The sequence below is a fragment of the Hymenobacter radiodurans genome (assembly GCF_004355185.1).
GTDB classification, from domain to species: Bacteria; Bacteroidota; Bacteroidia; order Cytophagales; family Hymenobacteraceae; genus Hymenobacter; species Hymenobacter radiodurans.
Map to the genome: position 1 here is coordinate 19,642 of NZ_CP037921.1, position 19,183 is coordinate 38,824.

22 protein-coding genes are annotated in these 19,183 nt (G+C 58.6%); 12 read left to right on the top strand and 10 right to left on the bottom strand.

What is annotated here, in order from left to right:
• The first annotated feature begins 3 nt into the window (after positions 1–3).
• From EPD59_RS00080 to EPD59_RS00090, 3 genes are all read left to right on the top strand, one after another.
• Positions 4–903 carry a cation diffusion facilitator family transporter gene (locus tag EPD59_RS00080; protein WP_133271002.1) on the top strand — a complete coding sequence of 300 codons (900 nt, stop codon included), beginning with the start codon at positions 4–6 and terminating at the stop codon, positions 901–903.
• Positions 904–1,020: 117 nt separating this feature from the next.
• Positions 1,021–1,755, top strand: coding sequence for a DUF305 domain-containing protein (locus EPD59_RS00085; RefSeq protein WP_133271003.1), 735 nt, complete (start codon positions 1,021–1,023; stop codon positions 1,753–1,755).
• Positions 1,756–1,773: 18 nt separating this feature from the next.
• Positions 1,774–2,136: a DUF3703 domain-containing protein gene (locus EPD59_RS00090; RefSeq protein WP_133271004.1), complete on the top strand. Its 363-nt coding sequence runs from the start codon at positions 1,774–1,776 to the stop codon at positions 2,134–2,136.
• 15 nt (positions 2,137–2,151) lie between these two features.
• On the opposite strand, the gene EPD59_RS00095 is transcribed toward EPD59_RS00090, so the two are convergent.
• The 10 genes from EPD59_RS00095 to EPD59_RS00140 all read right to left on the bottom strand — a co-directional run bounded on the left by EPD59_RS00095 (position 2,152) and on the right by EPD59_RS00140 (position 11,340).
• Positions 2,152–2,754: a cadmium resistance transporter gene (locus tag EPD59_RS00095; protein ID WP_133271005.1), complete on the bottom strand. Its 603-nt coding sequence runs from the start codon at positions 2,752–2,754 to the stop codon at positions 2,152–2,154.
• Between the two features lie 46 nt (positions 2,755–2,800).
• Positions 2,801–3,049, bottom strand: a complete 249-nt coding sequence (locus EPD59_RS00100) for a GDCCVxC domain-containing (seleno)protein (protein ID WP_133271006.1) — start codon at positions 3,047–3,049, stop codon at positions 2,801–2,803.
• An 11-nt stretch (positions 3,050–3,060) separates the two neighbouring features.
• Entirely contained in the window at positions 3,061–3,690 is a 630-nt protein-coding gene (merTP, locus tag EPD59_RS00105; RefSeq protein ID WP_133271007.1) for a mercuric transport protein MerTP, read from the bottom strand.
• Complete coding sequence (locus EPD59_RS00110; protein ID WP_133271008.1) at positions 3,687–4,061, bottom strand: ArsR/SmtB family transcription factor; 375 nt, start codon at positions 4,059–4,061, stop codon at positions 3,687–3,689. The genes merTP and EPD59_RS00110 overlap by 4 nt, the downstream gene beginning before the upstream one ends.
• A gap of 413 nt (positions 4,062–4,474) precedes the next feature.
• Positions 4,475–5,869 (bottom strand): toprim domain-containing protein, encoded by a 1,395-nt coding sequence (locus EPD59_RS00115; protein ID WP_133271009.1) that lies wholly within the window; start codon positions 5,867–5,869, stop codon positions 4,475–4,477.
• Between the two features lie 139 nt (positions 5,870–6,008).
• On the bottom strand, positions 6,009–7,397 hold the full coding sequence (locus EPD59_RS00120; RefSeq protein WP_133271010.1) for a DUF4099 domain-containing protein: 1,389 nt from the start codon (positions 7,395–7,397) through the stop codon (positions 6,009–6,011).
• A 146-nt stretch (positions 7,398–7,543) separates the two neighbouring features.
• Positions 7,544–7,909: a hypothetical protein gene (locus EPD59_RS00125; protein ID WP_133271011.1), complete on the bottom strand. Its 366-nt coding sequence runs from the start codon at positions 7,907–7,909 to the stop codon at positions 7,544–7,546.
• On the bottom strand, positions 7,906–9,924 hold the full coding sequence (gene mobC, locus EPD59_RS00130) for a conjugal transfer protein MobC (protein ID WP_133271012.1): 2,019 nt from the start codon (positions 9,922–9,924) through the stop codon (positions 7,906–7,908). The genes EPD59_RS00125 and mobC overlap by 4 nt, the downstream gene beginning before the upstream one ends.
• Positions 9,925–10,054: 130 nt before the next feature.
• A complete protein-coding gene (locus EPD59_RS00135; RefSeq protein ID WP_133271013.1) occupies positions 10,055–11,011 on the bottom strand; it encodes a relaxase/mobilization nuclease domain-containing protein in 957 nt (318 codons plus the stop codon).
• Positions 11,008–11,340, bottom strand: a complete 333-nt coding sequence (locus EPD59_RS00140) for a plasmid mobilization protein (protein WP_133271014.1) — start codon at positions 11,338–11,340, stop codon at positions 11,008–11,010. The genes EPD59_RS00135 and EPD59_RS00140 overlap by 4 nt, the downstream gene beginning before the upstream one ends.
• Before the next feature lie 603 nt (positions 11,341–11,943).
• Here EPD59_RS00140 and EPD59_RS00145 point away from each other — a divergent pair.
• From EPD59_RS00145 to EPD59_RS00185, 9 genes are all read left to right on the top strand, one after another.
• Positions 11,944–12,711, top strand: coding sequence for a ParA family protein (locus EPD59_RS00145; protein ID WP_165963410.1), 768 nt, complete (start codon positions 11,944–11,946; stop codon positions 12,709–12,711).
• A 10-nt stretch (positions 12,712–12,721) separates the two neighbouring features.
• Positions 12,722–13,210 (top strand): DUF3408 domain-containing protein, encoded by a 489-nt coding sequence (locus EPD59_RS00150; RefSeq protein ID WP_133271016.1) that lies wholly within the window; start codon positions 12,722–12,724, stop codon positions 13,208–13,210.
• A gap of 100 nt (positions 13,211–13,310) precedes the next feature.
• Positions 13,311–14,045, top strand: coding sequence for a hypothetical protein (locus EPD59_RS00155; RefSeq protein WP_133271017.1), 735 nt, complete (start codon positions 13,311–13,313; stop codon positions 14,043–14,045).
• A 58-nt stretch (positions 14,046–14,103) separates the two neighbouring features.
• The gene (locus tag EPD59_RS00160) at positions 14,104–14,448 is read left to right on the top strand and encodes a DUF4134 domain-containing protein (RefSeq protein WP_133271018.1); all 345 of its coding nucleotides are present in this window, start codon (positions 14,104–14,106) and stop codon (positions 14,446–14,448) included.
• 4 nt (positions 14,449–14,452) lie between these two features.
• On the top strand, positions 14,453–14,770 hold the full coding sequence (locus EPD59_RS00165) for a DUF4133 domain-containing protein (protein WP_133271019.1): 318 nt from the start codon (positions 14,453–14,455) through the stop codon (positions 14,768–14,770).
• On the top strand, positions 14,767–17,235 hold the full coding sequence (locus EPD59_RS00170) for a TraG family conjugative transposon ATPase (RefSeq protein WP_133271020.1): 2,469 nt from the start codon (positions 14,767–14,769) through the stop codon (positions 17,233–17,235). Before EPD59_RS00165 ends, EPD59_RS00170 begins: the two co-directional genes overlap by 4 nt.
• Before the next feature lie 45 nt (positions 17,236–17,280).
• The gene (locus tag EPD59_RS00175; protein ID WP_133271021.1) at positions 17,281–17,838 is read left to right on the top strand and encodes a hypothetical protein; all 558 of its coding nucleotides are present in this window, start codon (positions 17,281–17,283) and stop codon (positions 17,836–17,838) included.
• 38 nt (positions 17,839–17,876) lie between these two features.
• Positions 17,877–18,530 carry a hypothetical protein gene (locus tag EPD59_RS00180; RefSeq protein ID WP_133271022.1) on the top strand — a complete coding sequence of 218 codons (654 nt, stop codon included), beginning with the start codon at positions 17,877–17,879 and terminating at the stop codon, positions 18,528–18,530.
• 2 nt (positions 18,531–18,532) lie between these two features.
• Positions 18,533–19,183 (top strand): hypothetical protein, encoded by a 651-nt coding sequence (locus EPD59_RS00185; RefSeq protein ID WP_133271023.1) that lies wholly within the window; start codon positions 18,533–18,535, stop codon positions 19,181–19,183.

The following is a 19,183-nucleotide window of genomic DNA, read 5'->3' on the forward strand; positions in this document are numbered from 1 at the left end:
CATATGACCCCAACTGCCTCTCCCACCAACCGTGAGCGCGCCGAGCGCGGCCAGGCCTCGACGCTGCTGGGCATTGGGGCCAACATGGCCCTGGTGCTGGGCAAGGGCACAGCCGGCGTGTTGGGCAACTCCTACGCCCTGATTGCCGATGCCATCGAGTCCGCCACCGATATTGTGAGCTCCGGCATTGTCTGGCTGGGGCTGCGCACGGCTGCCCGCGAGCCCGACGAAAATCACCCGTACGGGCACGGCAAAGCCGAGCCCCTGGCGGCCATTTTGGTCGCCACCGCCCTCGTGGGTGCGGCCGCTTTCATCGCCTACGAAAGCATTCAGCGCATTCAGACGCCCCACGCCCTGCCCGCGCGCTTTACGCTGGCCGTGCTGGCCGTCATCATTGCCCTCAAGGAAACCCTTTACCGCCGGGTAATGCGCGTGGGCCAGGAAGTAGACAGCGCCGCCGTCAAGGCTGATGCCTGGCACCACCGAGCCGACGCCATTACCTCGTGCACGGCCTTCGTGGGCATTAGCATTGCCCTGCTGGGTGGGGCGGGCTACGAGAGTGCCGACGACTGGGCCGCGCTGGTGGCCTGCGGCTTTATCGTCTACAACGCCTACCACATCTTCCGGCCTGCGTTCGGGGAAATTATGGACGAAGCCCCGGCCGGCCCCTGGGTCGCGGACGTACGCGCCCTGGCCGAAGCCGTGCCCGGGGTCGTGGGCACCGAGAAGTGCTTCGTGCGCAAGATGGGCTTTGAGTTTTTTGTGGACCTGCACGTGCTGGTGGACGGGGGCATCAGCGTGCGCCAAGGCCACGCCATTGCCGGGGCCGTGAAAGCGGCCATCAAGCAAGCCCGGCCGGCCGTGTACAACGTGCTGGTGCATATCGAGCCGGACCACAAGTAGGTCCACGTACCCCCTCAGGAATACCCTGTCTTTCCCCACCCCTTCTCTCCCTTTACCATGCCCCCCTACGACGTTCCCCTCATCGGATCCGGTATTAACCAATAACCGCGGCTTGCCATGCACCCCGACCTGCTTTCCACGCGCTGCACCCCGGCGCCCCGCCCCTACTTCCGTTCCGGCGGGGCGCTGCTGCTGGCGGCCCTACTCCTGGCCCTGGCCGTAAGCAGCTGTAGTTCCGAGACCGCTGATTCGGCGGCGCACGAAGCCAAAATACCCGGCGCGGCCAAGCCGGCTCCGGCCTCGGTGGCCGGGCTTCCGAATCTGGCCGACTCCCTGCAGCTGCTGGTGCGCCAATTGGACACGGTGCGCCGCATTGGCTGCTGGGACGAAGACTTTGCCCGCCTGATGGCCGTGCACCACGCCGGGGCCCAGCGCTTGGCGGCGGTCGAGATCTCCCATGGCTTGGACTCCACCCTACGCACCATGGCCCAGCACGTACTCAAGGGCCACCGACGGGACAAGCAGGTGCTGCTGCTGGCGCTGCGGCGGGATCCGCCCCAGGGCCAGGAGTACCGACCCGGCAACAACCGCGACCCGTTTGTGCGGCGGATAGCCGCGGCGCTGGCCCCGCTACGGCAGCTGCCGGTGTTACCCGGCACCGTTGACGCCGACTTTGCCACGCTCATGCAGGTGCACCACCGCAGTGGCGTGGCCCTGGCGCAGACTGAGCTGGCCTTTGGCCGGAACCCGGAGTTGAGGGCGGAGGCCCGCCGCATTGTGCAGGACCAACAGGTTGAAATCAACCAGTACCAGCGCTGGCTGCAGGCCCACACGGCACCTGCTATCGAGTAACCAATCCTTATCGAAACCATGCAAACCCTGTTACTTCCTCCCTCCCTGCGGCCCCATTTTCAGCAGGAGCTGCAAGCCGCCCGGGCCGCCTATGCCCGGCAGGATGCGGCCAGCGCGTTTCATCATCTGGAGCGGGCGCATGTGCTGGGGCAGCGCTGGGCCGTGTCCCACACGCACGTGCACCTGCTCATGCTGTGGCACGGCTGGCGTACCCGTAACGGGCGGGAAATTTTAGGTCAGCTTCCCCGTATTGTATTTGGGTTCCTCGGTTCGTTAGTCGGCCGGGTGCCGACGGGAAATACCGGGGGTGCCAACGTGAGAGCAGAGCAACCGATGCCCCTGCCGGCGGACCTGCAGCGTCTGCTCGACCAGCAAATGTAGCGCAACAGGCACCACCTAACGCAGCACCAAAGTGTAGGCTTGGGTCTCGAAAAGTATCCAGCCGCCCAGGGCGATGAGAAAGAAGGGTAAGATGATGTGGCCGTAGCGAGCCAGTACTTTGTGGACGCCCGGGTGCTGTACTAGGTAATAGCTTACCAGGCACCACAGGCCTACCAGTACGGCAAACACCCCGCAGTACAGCCCCACGGTCACCGCTGGCAGGGTGGCAAACAAGGGAATGTAAACGCTGAGGTTATCTGCCCCATTGGCAATGGTGATGGCGGCTACCTGCAGTAGAGTAGAGCCCACGTTTGGCTCCTTCAACTCTGCTATTTCAGCGGCCGCCGCTTTCCGCAGGCGCCACGCTGCCCGTAGCCCCAGCGCCAGGGGCACTAGGCCGAGCCAGCCCATCACCTGCGGATGGCCCCATTGGCCGAGCAGCAGCCCGAATAAGCTGACCCCCACCAGAAAACCAACCCCGAGGAACTGGCCAGCCACGACTGAGCGGGTCGGATAGCGGGGGTTGCTGAAAAATAAACCTAGTAAGAGCAAGTCATCGACGTTGGTAACGGCAAAGGTCAGCACGGCCAGGCCCACGTGGCCCACGAGTCCATCCATGGGGTTGAATTAACCAGCAAAAAGCAAAACGAAGCGGCGCGGGTAATTAGCAGCAGCCGCAGGCGCCTTTGCCCTGCTCCTGAATGGGCGGGCAGGGCACCGTACCATAGGAGCAAAACACGCAACAATCGCCGGCCAGCGGCTTGAGCACGGTATGGCAGCTGGGGCACTCGTAAAACCACTGGCAGGCATCAGTGGGCATCTGCTCGGCTTGCGCGTGCTGGCAGACCGGGCAGGTGAGCACCGAGGTCAGCGTGACGGCTGGCGTAGCAATAGCAGGCGTTAGGGGAATCATAACTTGGACACTTAACGGGAAGACGTGGGATTCAGTACCGAGTAGCCGGTACCATTGATGGCTTGCTCTACCTGGGCAGCAGGTGTCACGTTTGGGTTAAAGCGTACCTGGGCGGTGCCCTGGTCATAGGAGACCTGCACGCGCTGCACGCCCGGCAGCTGCTGCACGTCGTGCTCCACGTGGCGGGCACAGGCCTCGCAGGTCATGCCCCCGATGCGGTAGGAACTTGTCTGCCACACCGGCCCGGCGCTGGTGGCCACCACCGGTTTGGGTGCCGCCGACGGGTAGAAGCGGGCCCCGTAGTACGGAAAGGCTAGCAGCAGCGCGGCCCCCACCGTCACACTGGCCAGGAAGCCACGTGACTGCATCAGCGACGGCTTGGCCGGCACGGGGCAGCCGCAGTCATCGGCCGCTACGACTATGGGCCGGAGTTGCTGGTACCAGGCAAAGCCGAGCACCCCCACCGTCAAGGCCACCAAGTAGGGTCGCAGGGGCTCCAGCCACGAGAAGGTAGAGGCCACGCCACCCAGCCCACCGACCAGGGCCAGCAGGGGCGTGATACAGCACAGCGAAGCCGCCAGCGCCGCCAGCAGGCCCGTGCCGGCCAGGGACTTGGGTGAAGTGGTAGCAGGTTGGCTCATACAGCAGCGGTAGTGAGGGGGGTGGAAACGGACGCCAGCAGGGGCTGCACCAGGGGCCGCAGGGCGGGCGTCAGGGTGTAGAACACGGTCTGCCCGACCTTGCGCGCCTGCACCACGCCGCCGTCCTTGAGCTTGCGTAGGTGTTGGGAAATGGCCGACACATTCATCTGCAGCACGTCGGCCAGGTCGCACACGCAGAGTTGCTGCTGGTCTAGTAGCAGAAACAGCAGCTGCAGGCGCACTTCGTTGCCCGTCAGGGCTAGCACCGCGGCCAGCGTCTGCAACTGCGGTGCGGCGGCCTTCAGGCGCTGCTGGCTGGCCTCGATGTGGCCCGTATCGGCAAAGACCCGGATGCAGGAAGGGGAAGTCATAGGGCTATTTTCCCCAAAGCTACTGTTTTCGTATTTAAGCAACTACTTAAATAACTATTCGCCTTTACCTTGATTTCGTCCTTGCCTGGGTGAGCGGTCCGCATAGGTTGTGCAGGCTGCGTCTGACTGGACGATGTACCTAAAACTAGCTGGAACGGCAGGCTCAGAAAATCATCGGATTTGGGGCCTCCCTCCTCCCCTACCCCCTGACTACAAAAACGACTACCACAGGCCCCCAAGTCAGGCTCAGAAATCAAGCGGTGCTTTTCTTTCTGAGCCTGACTTGTTGACCCTTCTGCGCTGCTGCGATGACTACGCCCTCCGCTTCCCGGAGAGGAAAAAAGGTCGATGGGCGGTATACTGTTCGCAGTAATGCTATAGGCTGGCTACCCTTTCCTACCCCAACCTATGGCTTATCTACGCAAGCTTCGGCGGCGGTTCGCTTCCTCGGCCGCCAAGGCATCCGGTACCTGCGCGTTTGCTTTTTCCTTCAGGCTCTCTTTCAGCTGGTTGTTCCAGTCAGAAGCCCGCGACTTTTCCAAATCCATCTTCACGCTCATCGGGTAGCTTTGCAGCAGGGCCCGGTTGAAAAACGCGAGTGCCTCCACTCGTTTCGGGATGTGAAACTGATAGCGGTTGTCGGCTTCTTTGCCGGCCAGGATCAGCTCGCTTTGCAACGTGTGGGTGGGGGGCGCATGGCGGCCAGCCAACTGGAAATACCCTTCCGTTACCTGCTGATTATAGTTTTTCGTCTGCTCGTGTAGCTTCCGGAAATAAGACTCCTGATCCGAGTTGATGGTGACCGTTAGTTGGCCCGGCAAGCTGCGCTCGATATGCATCGGCGTGAGTACGTGCGCCAGGCCCGTAATCAGCTTAGTATCGAATACATGACCCGCCACCGTATGGTCGAAGGCGGGCTTCACCGTCTTCAGGTTCTGGTTGGTAATGAGCCGCCGGATTTCGACCACCTGGTTACCCGTCAGCTGGCCCGACGTGGAGGCGTACATCGTGTTGGTGGGTTGCTTGAGCTGATAGTGCGAGAGGGCGTCAATGGCGGTCTCCGTCACTAGGAGGGTGTTGGTCTTGGGCCCACTATTGGAGAGCCACAGGGCTGACGAATTCAGCGAATCAGCGGCCTGCCCTTGGAAGCCCTGGGCCTTGATTTCCAGCCCCACAATCTTGTCATTGTAGACCTGCGGAAAAGCCGTGTTCACAAACTTATACGGCTGGCCGGTCTTACTGACGCCCTCGTGCACTTGGTTTAGGATGCGCCCCTCAAAACAGCCGTTGCTTAGCGTCTCATTGCTCAACCCGCGCGCATTCAGGTGGCGCGTGTCCGTGAGGGGCATGGTCTGGCGCAGGAAGTCGGGCACGTACTGATCCCCCCGCTGTACCGGGATAATTAGCTGCTGCAACTGCGGGCTCGTCTTGCGCTGAGGCTCCGGCAGATTCAGAAAGCGCCGGGCATTATCCAGGACGCTGCCCCAGATACTTTTGCCCCTGCTGGCCTGAATTCCGGCAATGCGCGGGTTTTCCAGCCGGTTTTTCAGGAAGTCAATCACACTGCCCTTGTCGCGCTCGTCGGCCCGGTTGAAATACAGGTAGTCCCCAGAGGGGGCTTTGTAAATAATTACCTGATCCAGCTTCGCCTTGCCGCGATAATTAAAGGTGTGGAACTTGCCCTGGTCGAGGGCGGGGCCGCTTTGCTGGCGGTGGTGCTCGTAGCCCAGCGTCAGGACTAAATCGACCAAGTTAATCGCCTGCTTGACCTGGTCGAACGTGAGTTCGGGCTCACGGGGCGTCTGCATGGACAACGAGAAAACGGGACTGCTGCATTATTGCGGTGTGTGTGTGCGTGGGTATTGGACTGGGGCGGGTACTCCTTACTGTAAGAAGAAAATCAGCTCCCGGAAGGCTCGGAAACTGATTTTCACAAAACTAGTAGATTTACCTTCGCATTTTGGGCCGGGGGGCTACCGCCTCATCCTTTTCCGTTAGCTGCTGCGCGACGTGCGGCTGGACGTCGCGGAAGCGGAGCGTTCGCTTGACGGGGTCGAGCACGACCGTCGCGTCGAACAACTGGCTTTTCTGGTTGGTCATCCCCGTTACTTTCGTCGGGTAGCCCCCCAGGAGCTGCTGGTTCTGCTGCGGGCTCAGCGGTACGCCCAGCAGCTCTTTGGGCACCGCGATACCCTCCCGGCGAACGGCGACCACCCGGTTCATTTCCTGATCGATGGCCACGTAGGCGGCAAACGTCTGGCCCTTGCCATCGCGGAAGCCTTCGCTCAGCGGTACTACCCCGTGCGTGGTCAGTTGCTCTTTCATGGCCGGCGTAATCTCCTTGCCTAGAATCTGCTCGGGAATGACTAGTTGCTGTTTGGGCAAATCAAACTGCAGGCTCGGCGCGCCCGCCGCGTCGCGCCGCAGCACCAGCTTGGCGGCAAAGGGGATTTCTTCCCCGTGCGCATTGCGTAGGGAGAAGGACGAGAGTAGATCGGTTTTCTGCCCACTCAGCAGCTTCTGCAACTGCCCGGACTGCTCCAGCTCGGCTACCTTCACCCCCATTTTCTCCAGCAGCGGCAGCGGCAAATCCTCCCTCGTGAAACCGGCCCTAATAGGAGCCATTCCTAGCTGGTTTTCCTGGTAGAGGGCCTTGGCTTTTTGCAGGACTTCCGGCGCGAGTAGCGAGGTAGGCTTTGCCGCCGCCGCAGGCGCTAGCGCCGGCGCGGCTGCCGGCTGCTCCCCGGCCGCGGGCTTAGCCGTTGGTGCCGGTATCTGAGCTGGGGCTGGCTGCTGCGCCCCAACTGCGGCAGTGAGAGAAGGCCGCACTAGGTTTACCTGGGGCCTCTCGCCGGGCTTCCCTACGGCTTTCTGGGCCTGGCTGAAGTTGTCGGCAAAGTTGCTGACGAAGCTCACGATTACGCCATCGCGAATGGTGATGTTGAGCAGCCCCGCCCCGTCCAGCGCCAGACCCGCCTTCCGCAGGTTCTGGGCCTGGGGCAGCTTCTGCAACGCAGGGTCTTTGTCAATAACGTCCCAGATATTCTGGAGTACCTGGCTTACTGATTCGCCCTTCAGGGCATCACCCGGGGTGGCCTGCCGCGGGGCCCCAACGGCTAGGGCAATCACGTGGGCGGCCTGCTCGAGTTGCGTGGCCTCGGCTTCTTTGCCCCGCTGGCGGAGGGCAGCGGCCACGGGCTGGGCGTTTTTGATGAATTCATCCCGCGTTTCCTCGACGTTGAGAACGGCGGGTTTCTTCGGGACCGCTGCTGGCCCTACGGCTTGGGGATTGGGCTGCTCTCCAGCACCGGACGTTGGTTCGGCTTGCTCAGTCATATCGCTGTTTGTTAATGAGTTACACCACCTGACGCCACCCTGGGGCCAGCCTTAGCAAATATAACAATTCACGCCTGCGATATTGGTATTTCAGGTATTGCTTTCTAAAATAACTGATTATCTTACTAAAGCAAAGTTTCAGGCTGCTATGCCTCCAACGCTTTAAACGCCGTATCTATCTCTCTTTCAATCGCTTCTCGCATATACTGGAATTGATTTGCCACACTTCGCATATCGATAGTTTTGACATCCTCTTCCAGACGCTTTTTGGAGACGCTCGCGTTGTCGGGCAAGATGATCCAGTTGAGGTTATAGCCCCGGCGATAGAAGAAAAGCAGATACGAAATGAAGATTTCAATGCCGCCGGCCCCGCTACGCTCCATCTGGCCGACCATATTCTGGGTCAAGCCGGTTTCCTCGGCCACCATCGCGATCGTCCACTTCTTCTCGCCTGGACCCGCCAGCTCGTCCCGCAGAGCCGCCAGCCTTTTACCAATTAACTTTTTGTTCATGCTTTTGCCTTCGCCTTTTTGGTGTGGAGTAAGTGCTGCAAGTTGGGTTCGCTGGCAATCCTTTCCAATTCCGTCTTCACAATGGCCGCAATATCGTCCTTGATAGCCTTGTAGTTGGAGCGGATAACCTGCTCCGTGGTGTCCTCCCCCGTCGCCGGGTCGACGAAGCTGGTGATGTCGGGAATGTCGGCGTAGTCCCCTTCCTGCTGCTTCGTTTTCGCTACATCGACCATAATCTTGGCGTGAAACACCTTCTGGCTGATCTCTTCGCCGAAATTGTCGGCCACAGCGCCCACGAAGGTGCCTTGGCTCAGGCCGGCAATCGTGCTGGCGGGAATCATGCTATCGAGCTGGGTGGCCAGGGTGTAGCTCGTGTCGCGGCTGTTGCTGGTCAGCGACTGCCGCTGCTGCACGATGCGGCCGAAACGCTTGCTCAGGGCCTCGGCGCTCTCCCCCGTGACCTGCCCCGAGAGCACGTTGCCGATGGTATTTTGAATCACGGAGGATTCAGCCTTGCCGTAATCGCGGTCCAGCTGGCTCTTATCCTGAATGCCCAGGCAAGTAGAAACCTGGTTGCTGCGGGCCGTGGCGATCAGCTTATCCAATCCTTTGAAGTAGATGGTCGGCAGCTCATCAATGATAAGGGAGGTTTTAAGCTTGCCCTTTTGGTTAACCAGCTTCACCAGGCGGGCATTATACAGCCCTAGGGCGGCCCCGTAAATGACTTCCCGCGCGGGGTTGTTGCCCACGCACAAGACCTTGGGCTCGGCCGGATTGTTGATATCCAGGGTAAAGTCGTTGCCACTCATCACCCAGTAGAGCTGAGGCGAGGCCAGGCGCGAAAGCGGGATGCGCGCCGAGGCAATCTGGCCCTCCAGCTGCTCCATCGCGTCGCCCTGGTAGGCACTGATAAACGGGCGCACATAGTTTTCGATTTCGGGGTAGGAGGCCAAGATGGGAAACATTTCCTGGTACTCGCGGCCCAGAAACTCGATCACGTGCGGGAAGGTGCAGTACTTGCCATTTTCATAGAGCTTGAGAAACCAGATGATGGCCGCCACGAAGTTGATGGGTGACTCGACAAAGAACTCGCCCTGCTTCTCGATCCACTTTTTGTTTAGGTTGAGCATGATGGTGGCGGCCGATTCGTAGGCATCCACGATGTCGGTCATCATCGCGGGTAAGAGGGGATTGCAGCGGTGGCTTTTGCGCGGGTCATCGAAGTTGATCACGTAGAAGCGCACCGGGTTCTTGTACTTGTCCTGGTGCTTGAGCAGCTCGTTATACACGATGCGGCTCAGATCATCGAACTTAAAATCATACACGTACATGGTAAAGCCCTTGGCTAGGTGCTGCTTGATGAATTGGTTGATTATGGCGAAGGACTTCCCCGAGCCCGGCGTGCCATACACCACCGTCCCGCGAAACGGATTGACGATGTTGACCCAGCCCTGGCGGCTCTTGCCCTTTAGTTGGTACGAGGTGGGCAGGTTCACGGAAAACTCGTTCTCCAGCTTTCTTTCTTCCTGGGGGAACGTCTCGTTTTCAGAGTTGAAAATATCACTCATCAGGTTCATCTTCAGTAGGCGACTAATCAAGTTGCCGGCCCGGAGCAGGAGCAAAAAGCCGACGGCCGTGGTGCTACTATACAGGGCCGTGCGCACGGCCGGTGAGTAAGCCAGCTCCAAGAGCAGCCCACTACCAAAGAATAGCGCCGCCCCCACCGCTAGGCTACTCGCAATGGGCGGCCCGGATTGGCCCTCTTTGGGCCTACCCCGCGTCCCCAGGCACGAAAGCGCTAAGAATACCGCGGCCGCCAGCTTCGTCACGTAGGGGGCCTGAAACAGGGCCGTTTTCGTGCTGAACCGGGTCAGTAGCTGACCCGACCAGGCGGCCGTCAGGTGCTGCTCGCTAAAGAAGCCGTAACAGTAGTAGTAGACGTGCAGCAGCACGAGCAGTACACTGATCAGGCGCATGAAGTCCATGATCTTCCGGAGGCTTTTTTCATCTTCCATGACCGGGGCTACTTAACTAGTGAGGGATAGATTGCTTATGTGACGGCTAGGTAACTGGGGGACAATAAAGAATGGGCTGGGGCCCTGCTTTGGGCGCTTTCTTAGGTGACGGCTAGCTAACGGATGGGTCTTAGAGCCTGGGCCGACGCCGGCGCCGGCGTCCTTCGTTCTCGTTGCGCTCGGCATCATCGAGGCCAGGGCTGAACCCAGCCGGGCCACTCGCATCGCTCAGGCTAAGCAAGCTGCCTGGTGTCCCATCGTCGGCCCGGGCCAGTGCCGGCTCTGCGGCCGGGGTACTGCGGTGGCCCGGAGTGAGCTGGTTACTGGTGCGCAGGGTCTCGGACCCAAAGGGGCGGAAGTGGTCGCGCAACTGCTGGGCCCGTACGCCCACGTCGGTGCCCTTCACGCTGGTTTGCTGATAGCGAAAGCTGGTGCCAACGAGTACCCCCTTGGCGTCACGCTTGAGCACCACTTCTATCTGCTGCGCTTGGAGCCGGGCGATGAGCTGGTCGAGGGAGCGAATGCTGGCGTCCTGCAGGGCGGCCGTCAGCTGCTCGCGCACGTAGCCGCGGGCTTCTTCCTTCCGTGGATCCACGTCTTTGGTAGTGACCCGGCGCTTGGGCAAGGGCTTCATACCCAGCTGCTCCCGAATCTGGCGGGTGGCCTGCACATTGCGGGCGTAGTTTTGATCACTGCGCAGCGCGGGGCCCCCATCCATGGGCACGCGGTTGAGGTAAATATGAATATGCGGATGGTCTTTATCCTTGTGCTCAAACACGGCCACTTGGTGGCGCTCCAGGCTGGCCCCCATCAGCTCGCAGTAGAGCTTGGCCGCCGCCACTTTCTGCGCCCGACTTACCGTTTCGCCTGGGGCCCACGACAAGACGGTGTGCCACACGGGCAACTGAATCCGGCTGCTCATCTCGGCCACGGCCCGCATTTCCGCCGCCATGCCGCCCGCCTCCTGGCTACCCAGATTAGCCACGCTCAGTAGCTCAGCTTGCTTGTTGGTGCGGTCCGAACGCAAGCCCGCCCCATACTCCAGGGCGCCGCTGAAGTCATTGCCGGTAACTGTTTTGGCAATCATTTCAGCGTTTCCAGTAACCGGGTAAGGAGCTCGTTCAACGTCTGGACGCTGGCGCCACGGAGCTTACCCGCGTTGGCGAGGCGCGTGAGCTGATTCAGATTGCTGCCCGTCGCGGCCAGCATACGCCGAAATTCGGGCGGAATCTTGCCCGTAATCTGCCGGCCCAGCGCGGCGCGGCGCATGTACTCGCCGGTCTTCAAACCCGCCTGGGCCGCCTTTTTTTCGACTAGTTTCTTGTCCGTCGAGGAGATGCGCACGTTGATGTGCTGGTCCTTTTGGCTCTTATCGCCTCCCTCATGATCTAGCTCCGGTAGTGCTTCTACTTCCATTTCTGCTTCGGCTTAGGTGGGGTCTGACAAGACAAGGGGAAATAGCTTGCGTCCATTTCGCCAGAGTCATTGGGGGCACTTACCCGCCGGGTTTGTGCGCACAAAGACATGGCTTGCTGACCAACATGAAACATATAGAAAAGCTAATTTTATAAGATAAGTCACTCTTGAAAAAACAATACTTTTCAACAAGCCTCACTCGTAGCCCACCCGCACTACTAAACCCAATTTCAACTGCCCGCCACCTTCCTTGATACTCTGCTAGTCTGATAAATAGTTGGTTTGATAGGTTGATAAATAATTAGTCTGATAAGTCAATAGTCTGATAACTAACTAAGCTGATCATTAAACATTCATTCTGATAGCTATCCATCTACCTAGTGCTTTAACCCACTAGCAACCTATGCCTGTAGCTGCGCAACTATTGCCAACTCCAACAAATCGAATATACGATAAAATCGTTTTTTACAATTTTAAATTAATATTTGTTGGTTTATTCAACTACAATTATAAATTTGTAAACAGCGAAGGAGTTACATGCTTTCTTCGCTAAGTGCTGCCGGTTGTCGCGTCCCCTCTCGCCCCTACTCTTCCTTGTCTACCATGAGCACGACCAAGTTCATCTCGATCTCAGCCCAGAAGGGGGGCGTGGGCAAAACAACGGTCAACATCCTGGCCGCCTCCCTCTTTCACTTCTTGGGGAAGGAGAAAGTAGCCGTCATCGACTGCGACTATCCGCAGCATTCCCTGGAGGGGCTACGCGAGAAAGAGCTAGCCCAACTGCAGGCCGATCCAACGAAAGCTGCTGATTTTCAGGCCCTAGGTATTCAGGCCTACCCTATCGTGGGCTGTCAGGTACTTGAGGCCTTGGACGTGGCCAAAGAGATGGACGGACACTTCGACCTAGTGTTTATCGACACGCCAGGCACCATCAATGTCCCGGGCTTGCTGGCGCTGTGGCGGCAGCTGGACTACGTGTTCATGCCCCTGGAAGCGGACGTGTTGAGTGTCGAGGCTACCCTGCCTTTTGCCGCGGCCCTGGAGGTCTTCGCCAAAGGCCAGCCCGGCAGCCGGCTGAAGCAATACTATGCCTTCTGGAACAAGCATATCAAGAGCGAGCGGCAGGAATTCTACCGGCGCACGGAGGAGCTGTTTGCCCAGCAACAGATTCCCTTCCTGCAGAGTCGGTTAGAGCACAGCGTGAACTACAAGAAGGAGGCCATGCGCTCGACCATTTTTCCCTTATCTAGAGAGTTTATGCACCTGGGTATCAGTGGCCTGGTGCAGGAAATGGCGCAGATCATATTTGCCGACGAAGCATCGACTCCCGCGAAAGCCATCGTATCCACCGAGGCGGTCAAAGCCCGTTAATCCTTGACCTATGGCCGCCTTCAAGAATGCTCCCGACGTGAACGCCTTTATTAGCTCGTTTGCCCGCAACCGTCAACCCGCGTCCCCTGTGGTTGCCGCTGAAGCTGATTCCTCCTCTGAGTCCGAAACTGCTATGCAAGCACTACCCATCCTTGAAGCCGCTACTGAAACGGCTCCTGTCGCGCCTAGCCTGAAAGTAGAGCGCACGGAAGAGCCCGAACGAAAGGGAAGAAAAGAAACGGCCCCGGCGGAGCAAGGCGGCCGGGCTGACTACGCCGAAACCTTCCTCTATCGGGGGCGCGAGAAGAAGAATAAGGCAGTGTATATCACCGAGGATGCCCACCGTACCCTGAGCGCGATCATCCAGGCCAGCGATAATACCCCCCTGGCTGATTTGCTGGCCAATATCATCACCCACCACTTTGAAACCTTTGGTCCGGACATTCGCGCCTTCCTGGTCGAGCAGGAAAAGAAGAATAAGAAGCGCCTGCTGATCTAACCTCCCCCCTCGCCTATTGCTTAAGTTACTGATTTACAAACCCCTAAAACAGGGGTGCTAGCCACCGCTTTGCCCCTATTTATCCTATATCGCTACCGCTATGTTTAAAATGATCACGTGGCCCCAGTTCTTCGGGACAATGGCCGTCCTGCTCGTCATATACTACGCGTACGTGGCGCTGGTCTATTACCGGGCAGAAGTACTGGGCCTGCTGGCGGGCCAAAAGGGCAAAGCAGCTGGCGCCCAGGCCTCACCTACGCCCCCTACCTCGCTGCTCAACCGGGGGCCCTTGATTCCGAAAGCGCCCGTCGTGCTTCCCACTCCCGCTGACCTCGCTCCCGCCAACGAAGAGGCCCCACCAGCTACGGAAGCGGTCACCGATGAGCCAGGCGAAGTGTGGGAAGAAGAAACCGTGGAGAAGGTGTCGGCTCAGGCTCCCGACCAAGCCGATGATCAAGCTCAACGAGAGATCAACGAGGAAACCAACGAAGATCTCCAGCAAAATCAAGGAAATGATTTTGGCAATAATGAAAATTCTCTTATTAGAAATTCCGTTAATTATACGGAAGCCGAATCGGACGATTCAGCCCCTCCTGTGCCAGTAGGAGAGCAAGAGACGGTGGAAGAGTTTGAAGAGAATTTTACGGTCAGTGTGACCCAGCTCAACAACGTTTTTGAGCGCGCTGCGGCCGGCGAGATCACCCACCAGCAGCTGACGAAGGAAGTACCCGCGCTGGTGGGCACCCAGGTCCTCGAAGCTTTCTACCAACGGAGTAAAAAGAGCGCCCAGCAACTTACCGCTGCCACCTATCCCGAGGTGGCGGAGCCTGCTTAGAACTAACGTTTTTAGTAGCCTTTTTTCACTTTTTCTTTCACGCTATTCTCTTACCACTATGTTTACCAAACCCTCCCTCTTTCATTCTCGCCGTTCCCTCCTCACGAAAGTCCAGGCGCTCGGTACCGCGCTGCTTGTCCTGGCCACCGCTACCCGTTCGCTCGCCCAGGGCAACGGGGCCGCCGGCATTCAGGAGGCCACGGCCCAGGTGACCAGCTACTTCGAGCCCGCCACGACCCTGATCTACGCCATCGGCGCCGTCGTGGGCCTGGTGGGCGCCGTCAAGGTGTTCAGCAAGTGGAACTCGGGCGACCAGGATACGCAGAAGGTAGCTACCTCCTGGTTCGGCAGCTGCATCTTCCTGGTAGTGGTGGCCACCGTACTCCGCGCCTTCTTCCTCTAGGGCCATGAGCCACTACCCGCTGAACAAGGGCGTCAACAAGCCCGTCGAATTCCAGGGGCTGGTGGGCAGCCGCTACATTTTTCTGCTACTTGGCGGGCTCGGCGGCGTGTTTCTAAGCTTTATCGTCCTGCACGTGGCCGGCATTAATCCCTACTTCTTGGTATTCTTAGCGCTTGGCGCGGGCTTTCTCTGGGTAACCCGGGTGTTCGCCCTCAGCGCCAAGTTCGGGGAGCACGGGGCCATGAAGCAGCAGGCCAAAGGGCGACAGCCCAAGCGCCTGGTCAACCGATCTGCTCGCCTGTTTAGAGACCTAACCCGATGAGCCAACTACTACAATCAGCCGCGACACTGGAGGAAAAGCAGCCGATCTACCAGGTGGAACAGGGCTGCCTGATCAGCAAGAATGGCGACGTAACCGTCGCCTTCCGCCTGGAGCTGCCGGAAATCTACACCCTGGCCCAGCATGACTACGAGGCCCGGCATTCGGCAGTCGTAAAGGCGGTGCGCCTGCTGCTCAACCATACGGTGCTGCACAAGCAGGATTGGTTTGTGGAAGATAAGTATACGCCCTCCTTCGAGGAGGAGCGTTCCTTGCTCTCGCACGCCTATGAGCGGAACTTCTACGAGCGCCCCTTCCTGCATCACTCCTGCTACCTGTTTATCACAAAAACCGCCTCCAGCCGCGAGAACTGGACTAGTTTAAGCACGCTGCTTTCCCGTCCCAGGATCGTCCCCAAGGAGATGATGAATGAGGACCTACTGAGCGCCTTCTTCAACTCCGTCGGCCAATTCGTGCGCGTGCTCTCGGATGCTGGGATTGGGTTCAGCCAGCTGACGGATGAGGACCTATGCGGCACAGAAGTAAAGACGGGGCTACTGGAAAAGTACCTCTCGCTGAACCTAAGCGACACGGCCCCTATGACCGACCTGGATTTCACCCAGGGCCTGAAGGTGGGCAGCAAACTCTGCCAGTGCTTCTCGTTGGGCAACCTGGATGACTTGCCTGCGGCGCTGACAACCAGCGCCCGCCACGGTAACCTGAGCACGGACTACACGAACTTTTTTGTGGGCTTCACTGCCCCCGTCGGTCTTAGCCTCAACTGCAACCACATCTACAATCAGTACCTGTTTGTCGATGATCCGGCCAAGACGCTAAAGTCTTTCGAGAAGAAGCGCGACAACCTGAATGCCCTGGCGCTGTACTCGCGGCAGAATGCCATCAACAAGGAGTTCTACGACCGCTACTTGAATGAGGCACATTCCGAGCAGAAGCTGCCGGTGCGGGCCCACGCGAACGTGTTTGCCTGGACCGAACGCGAGGCGGACGTAAAGGAGCTCCGGGAGCAAACGGGGAGTGCCATTACGCAGATGGGCTGCAAAGTACGCCAGAACACGGTGGATATCGGAGCTTTGTTCTGGGCCGGCATTCCGGGCAACGCCGGCGACTTTCCCAGTGAGGAAACCTTCTATACCTTCGCCGAGCAGGCCTGCTGCCTGTGGAGCATGGAAACGAACTATCGCGACTCCTCTTCGCCCTTCGGCATCAAGCTCAGCGATCGCCTGACGGGCAAGCCCGTGCACGTAGACATCTCCGACGAGCCCCGCCAGAAAGGCATCATCGCCAACCGCAACAAGTTCGTGCTCGGTGGTTCGGGCTCGGGCAAGTCCTTCTTCACCAACGGGATGGTACGCCAGTACCACGAGCAAGGGTCGCACGTGCTGATTGTGGATACGGGCAACAGCTATAAGGGACTCTGTACGCTACGCAAAGGCGTGTACTTCACGTATGAGGAAAAGCAGCCCATCAGCTTCAACCCTTTTTTTGTCGTTGGTAGCCCGGACGTCGAGAAGCGCCTGAGTCTGCACAACCTGCTGGTGATGCTCTGGAAGCGGGAAAACGAAGCGGTTTCGCAGGCCGAGTACGTTTCTATTTCGACGGCGCTCACCCACTACTACCAGCATTTGGCGGCTGACTCCAGCATTCGGGCCAGCTTCAACACCTTCTACGAATTCCTGCAAGGGCCTTTCACAGCCTACCTGGCCACGGAGAAAGTGCGGGAGCAGGACTTCGATATGCACAATTTCCTCTACGTGCTCAAGCCCTACTATCGAGGCGGCGAGTACGACTACCTGCTCAACTCGGAAAAGCAGTTGGACCTCACGCGGGAAAGCTTCATTGTCTTTGAAATCGATAACATCAAGGATCATCCGATTCTGTTTCCGGTGGTGACGCTGGTCATCATGGATACCTTCCTGCAGAAGATGCGCCAGCTCAAGGGCGTGCGCAAGATGATCCTGATCGAGGAGGCCTGGAAAGCCATTGCCACCCCTGCGATGGCCGAGTACCTGAAGTACCTGTTCAAGACCGTACGCAAGTTTCAGGGCGAAGCTGTGGTCGTCACGCAGGAGGTGAAGGATATTCTGGATAATCCCGTGGTGAAGGATACCATTATCACCCAATCCGACTGCATGATCCTGCTGGATCTGCGCAAGTTCATGGGCCGCTTCAACGAAATTCAGGAAGTGTTAGCCCTGTCGGAAAAGCAAAAGGCGTTGGTGCTCAGTATCAACCAGGACCGGCGCCCGGGCGTGCGCTACAACGAGGTGTATATTGGCCTAGGCACCACCGTGGCCACGGTCTACGGGGTGGAAGTATCGGCGGAGGAGTACGTGACCTACACGACGGAGGAAGCCGAGAAGAAAGTTCTGTTCGACAAAATAGAGGTAGGTATGAGCATCGAAACGGCTATTCAGGCTTATGCTCGGGAGTTGCGCGAGGCCGGCTAACACCAGAGGAAAGACAAGACAATCACCACCCATTACCTCTCCACTATGAAAGCAACCTATCTGATCGCTCTATCCGGCTTACTGTTATTCCCCAGCTGCGGGCAAGACGCTGCTTCCAAGGAAGCGGAGGCCCGCGTCGTCGCCTCTATTCAGCAGACGCTGGGCACCACGAACGCTAGCTACGTGAACGAGGTGCATACCTGGTATAAGAGTGATGTGCCGAATCTGATCAAGCTCCATCCCAAGACGGAGACTATCTATCAGACGCATGCAGCCATTTTACAGGAAGTGGCCGCCAACGAACCCAAGCTAGTGAAGCATTCGATCCTGACGCCAGAGCAGGCGCAGGGGATCAGCGCCAAGTATCAGCAGCTGGTCGACGAAAGCGCAGCCCGGGTGCAGGAGCTCTCGGCGCTGGCCACCAGCAAAACTACGATGAGCGAGGCCGAGCAACTCAAGTTCGTATCGGACCTGGCCGACAAGCAAACCCACCATCTGGCCCTCGTGCGCTACTACACCAAGAAGACGGCTAACACACTGGCGCTGAAAGAGCAAGAGCAAAAAGGCCGGCAATATCGATTGGAAACCTTCGGCCACAATTAAGCGGCTCTAACCTACCTCTTACTAAACATTTTCAGGGTATGAAAAAGACACAGAAACTGCTGTGCGTGGCCGCGCTTTGCCTGTTGGGTACGCCCGCTGCCCAGGCCCAGGCCGTGATTTCCGCGCCCGTGTTGGAAGGCACCAACTTCATTCAGACGGGTTTGCAGGCCACGCTCAAAGCCTTGAGCACCCGAGCGAATACGCTGGTCAATAGCGGCGTGGTGGAGCAGGTGCTGACTAAGGGCTTCACCGAGAAGAATATGCTGCTGGCGAAGAACTGGTACGATGGCTTGATGCAGGTCAGTCAGACCGTGCGCACTTACCGCCGGGTCCAGCACATCTTCGAGCGGCAGACGGCCATCATCACTATCTACTCGAACTACATCGGGCGCTTCAAAGCGGATCAGAACCTGACGCCGGCCCAGGTAGCCGGCATGGTGCGGGGCTATACCACCTTGATTCAGGAGTCGGCCGGCTACCTGGATGAGCTGACGGCTATCGTCTCTCCTCTCGAGGCCAAGATGACGGATGCGGAGCGCCTAGAGCTGATTGATGCCCTTGATGACAAGGTGACCCATCAGTACGAGCTGGTCAGCTACTTCACGCGCCGCAATCTTGCCATTGCTCAACAGCAGGCCCAGGCGAAGCAGGACAGACAGACCATCAAGCAGCTCTACGGCCTAGCCAACTAGGGATGAAAAAACTACTTACTCTCCTCCTGCTCGGTCCGCTGCTCTTGGTGCCGGGCCTTACGCGGGCCCAGCTCGTGGCGACGCTTCCCATTGCCGAGGGGCAGGCTACAAAGCAGGCCAACCACCAAGGGTTTATCACCACGCTCCGGGGGATTGGCAATACCATTGTCGAAAAAGGCACCAGTACCCAGGCCGTCATCAAGCAGCTCACCGACCAGACAGCCGCGATGCACGAGGAATGGTACGACGGGTTATTCAAGATTAATTCCGTGGTGCGCGACTATCAGCGCGTGCAAACGATATGGTCCTATCAGAGTCGAATTCTGGACTTGTACACCCAGAACATGACCCAACTCCGGCAGAACCCTTACCTGACGCCCGTTCAACTTCAAGGGATTGCCAAGGGCTACACGGTGCTCATGACGGAGAACGTGGCGCTGCTCGATGATCTGACCGTCATTCTTACCCCCGACGCTGCGAAGATGACCGACGCGCAGCGCCTGAAGTTCATCAACAAGCTCTCGGATAAAGTAGTCCATCAGTACCAGCTCGTGGCCTACTTCACGGCCCGCAATCAGGCTATTGCTGCCCAGCAGAAACAAGCAGTTAATGACACGCAAGTACTTAAGAAGCTCTACGGGCTCCCCAACTAA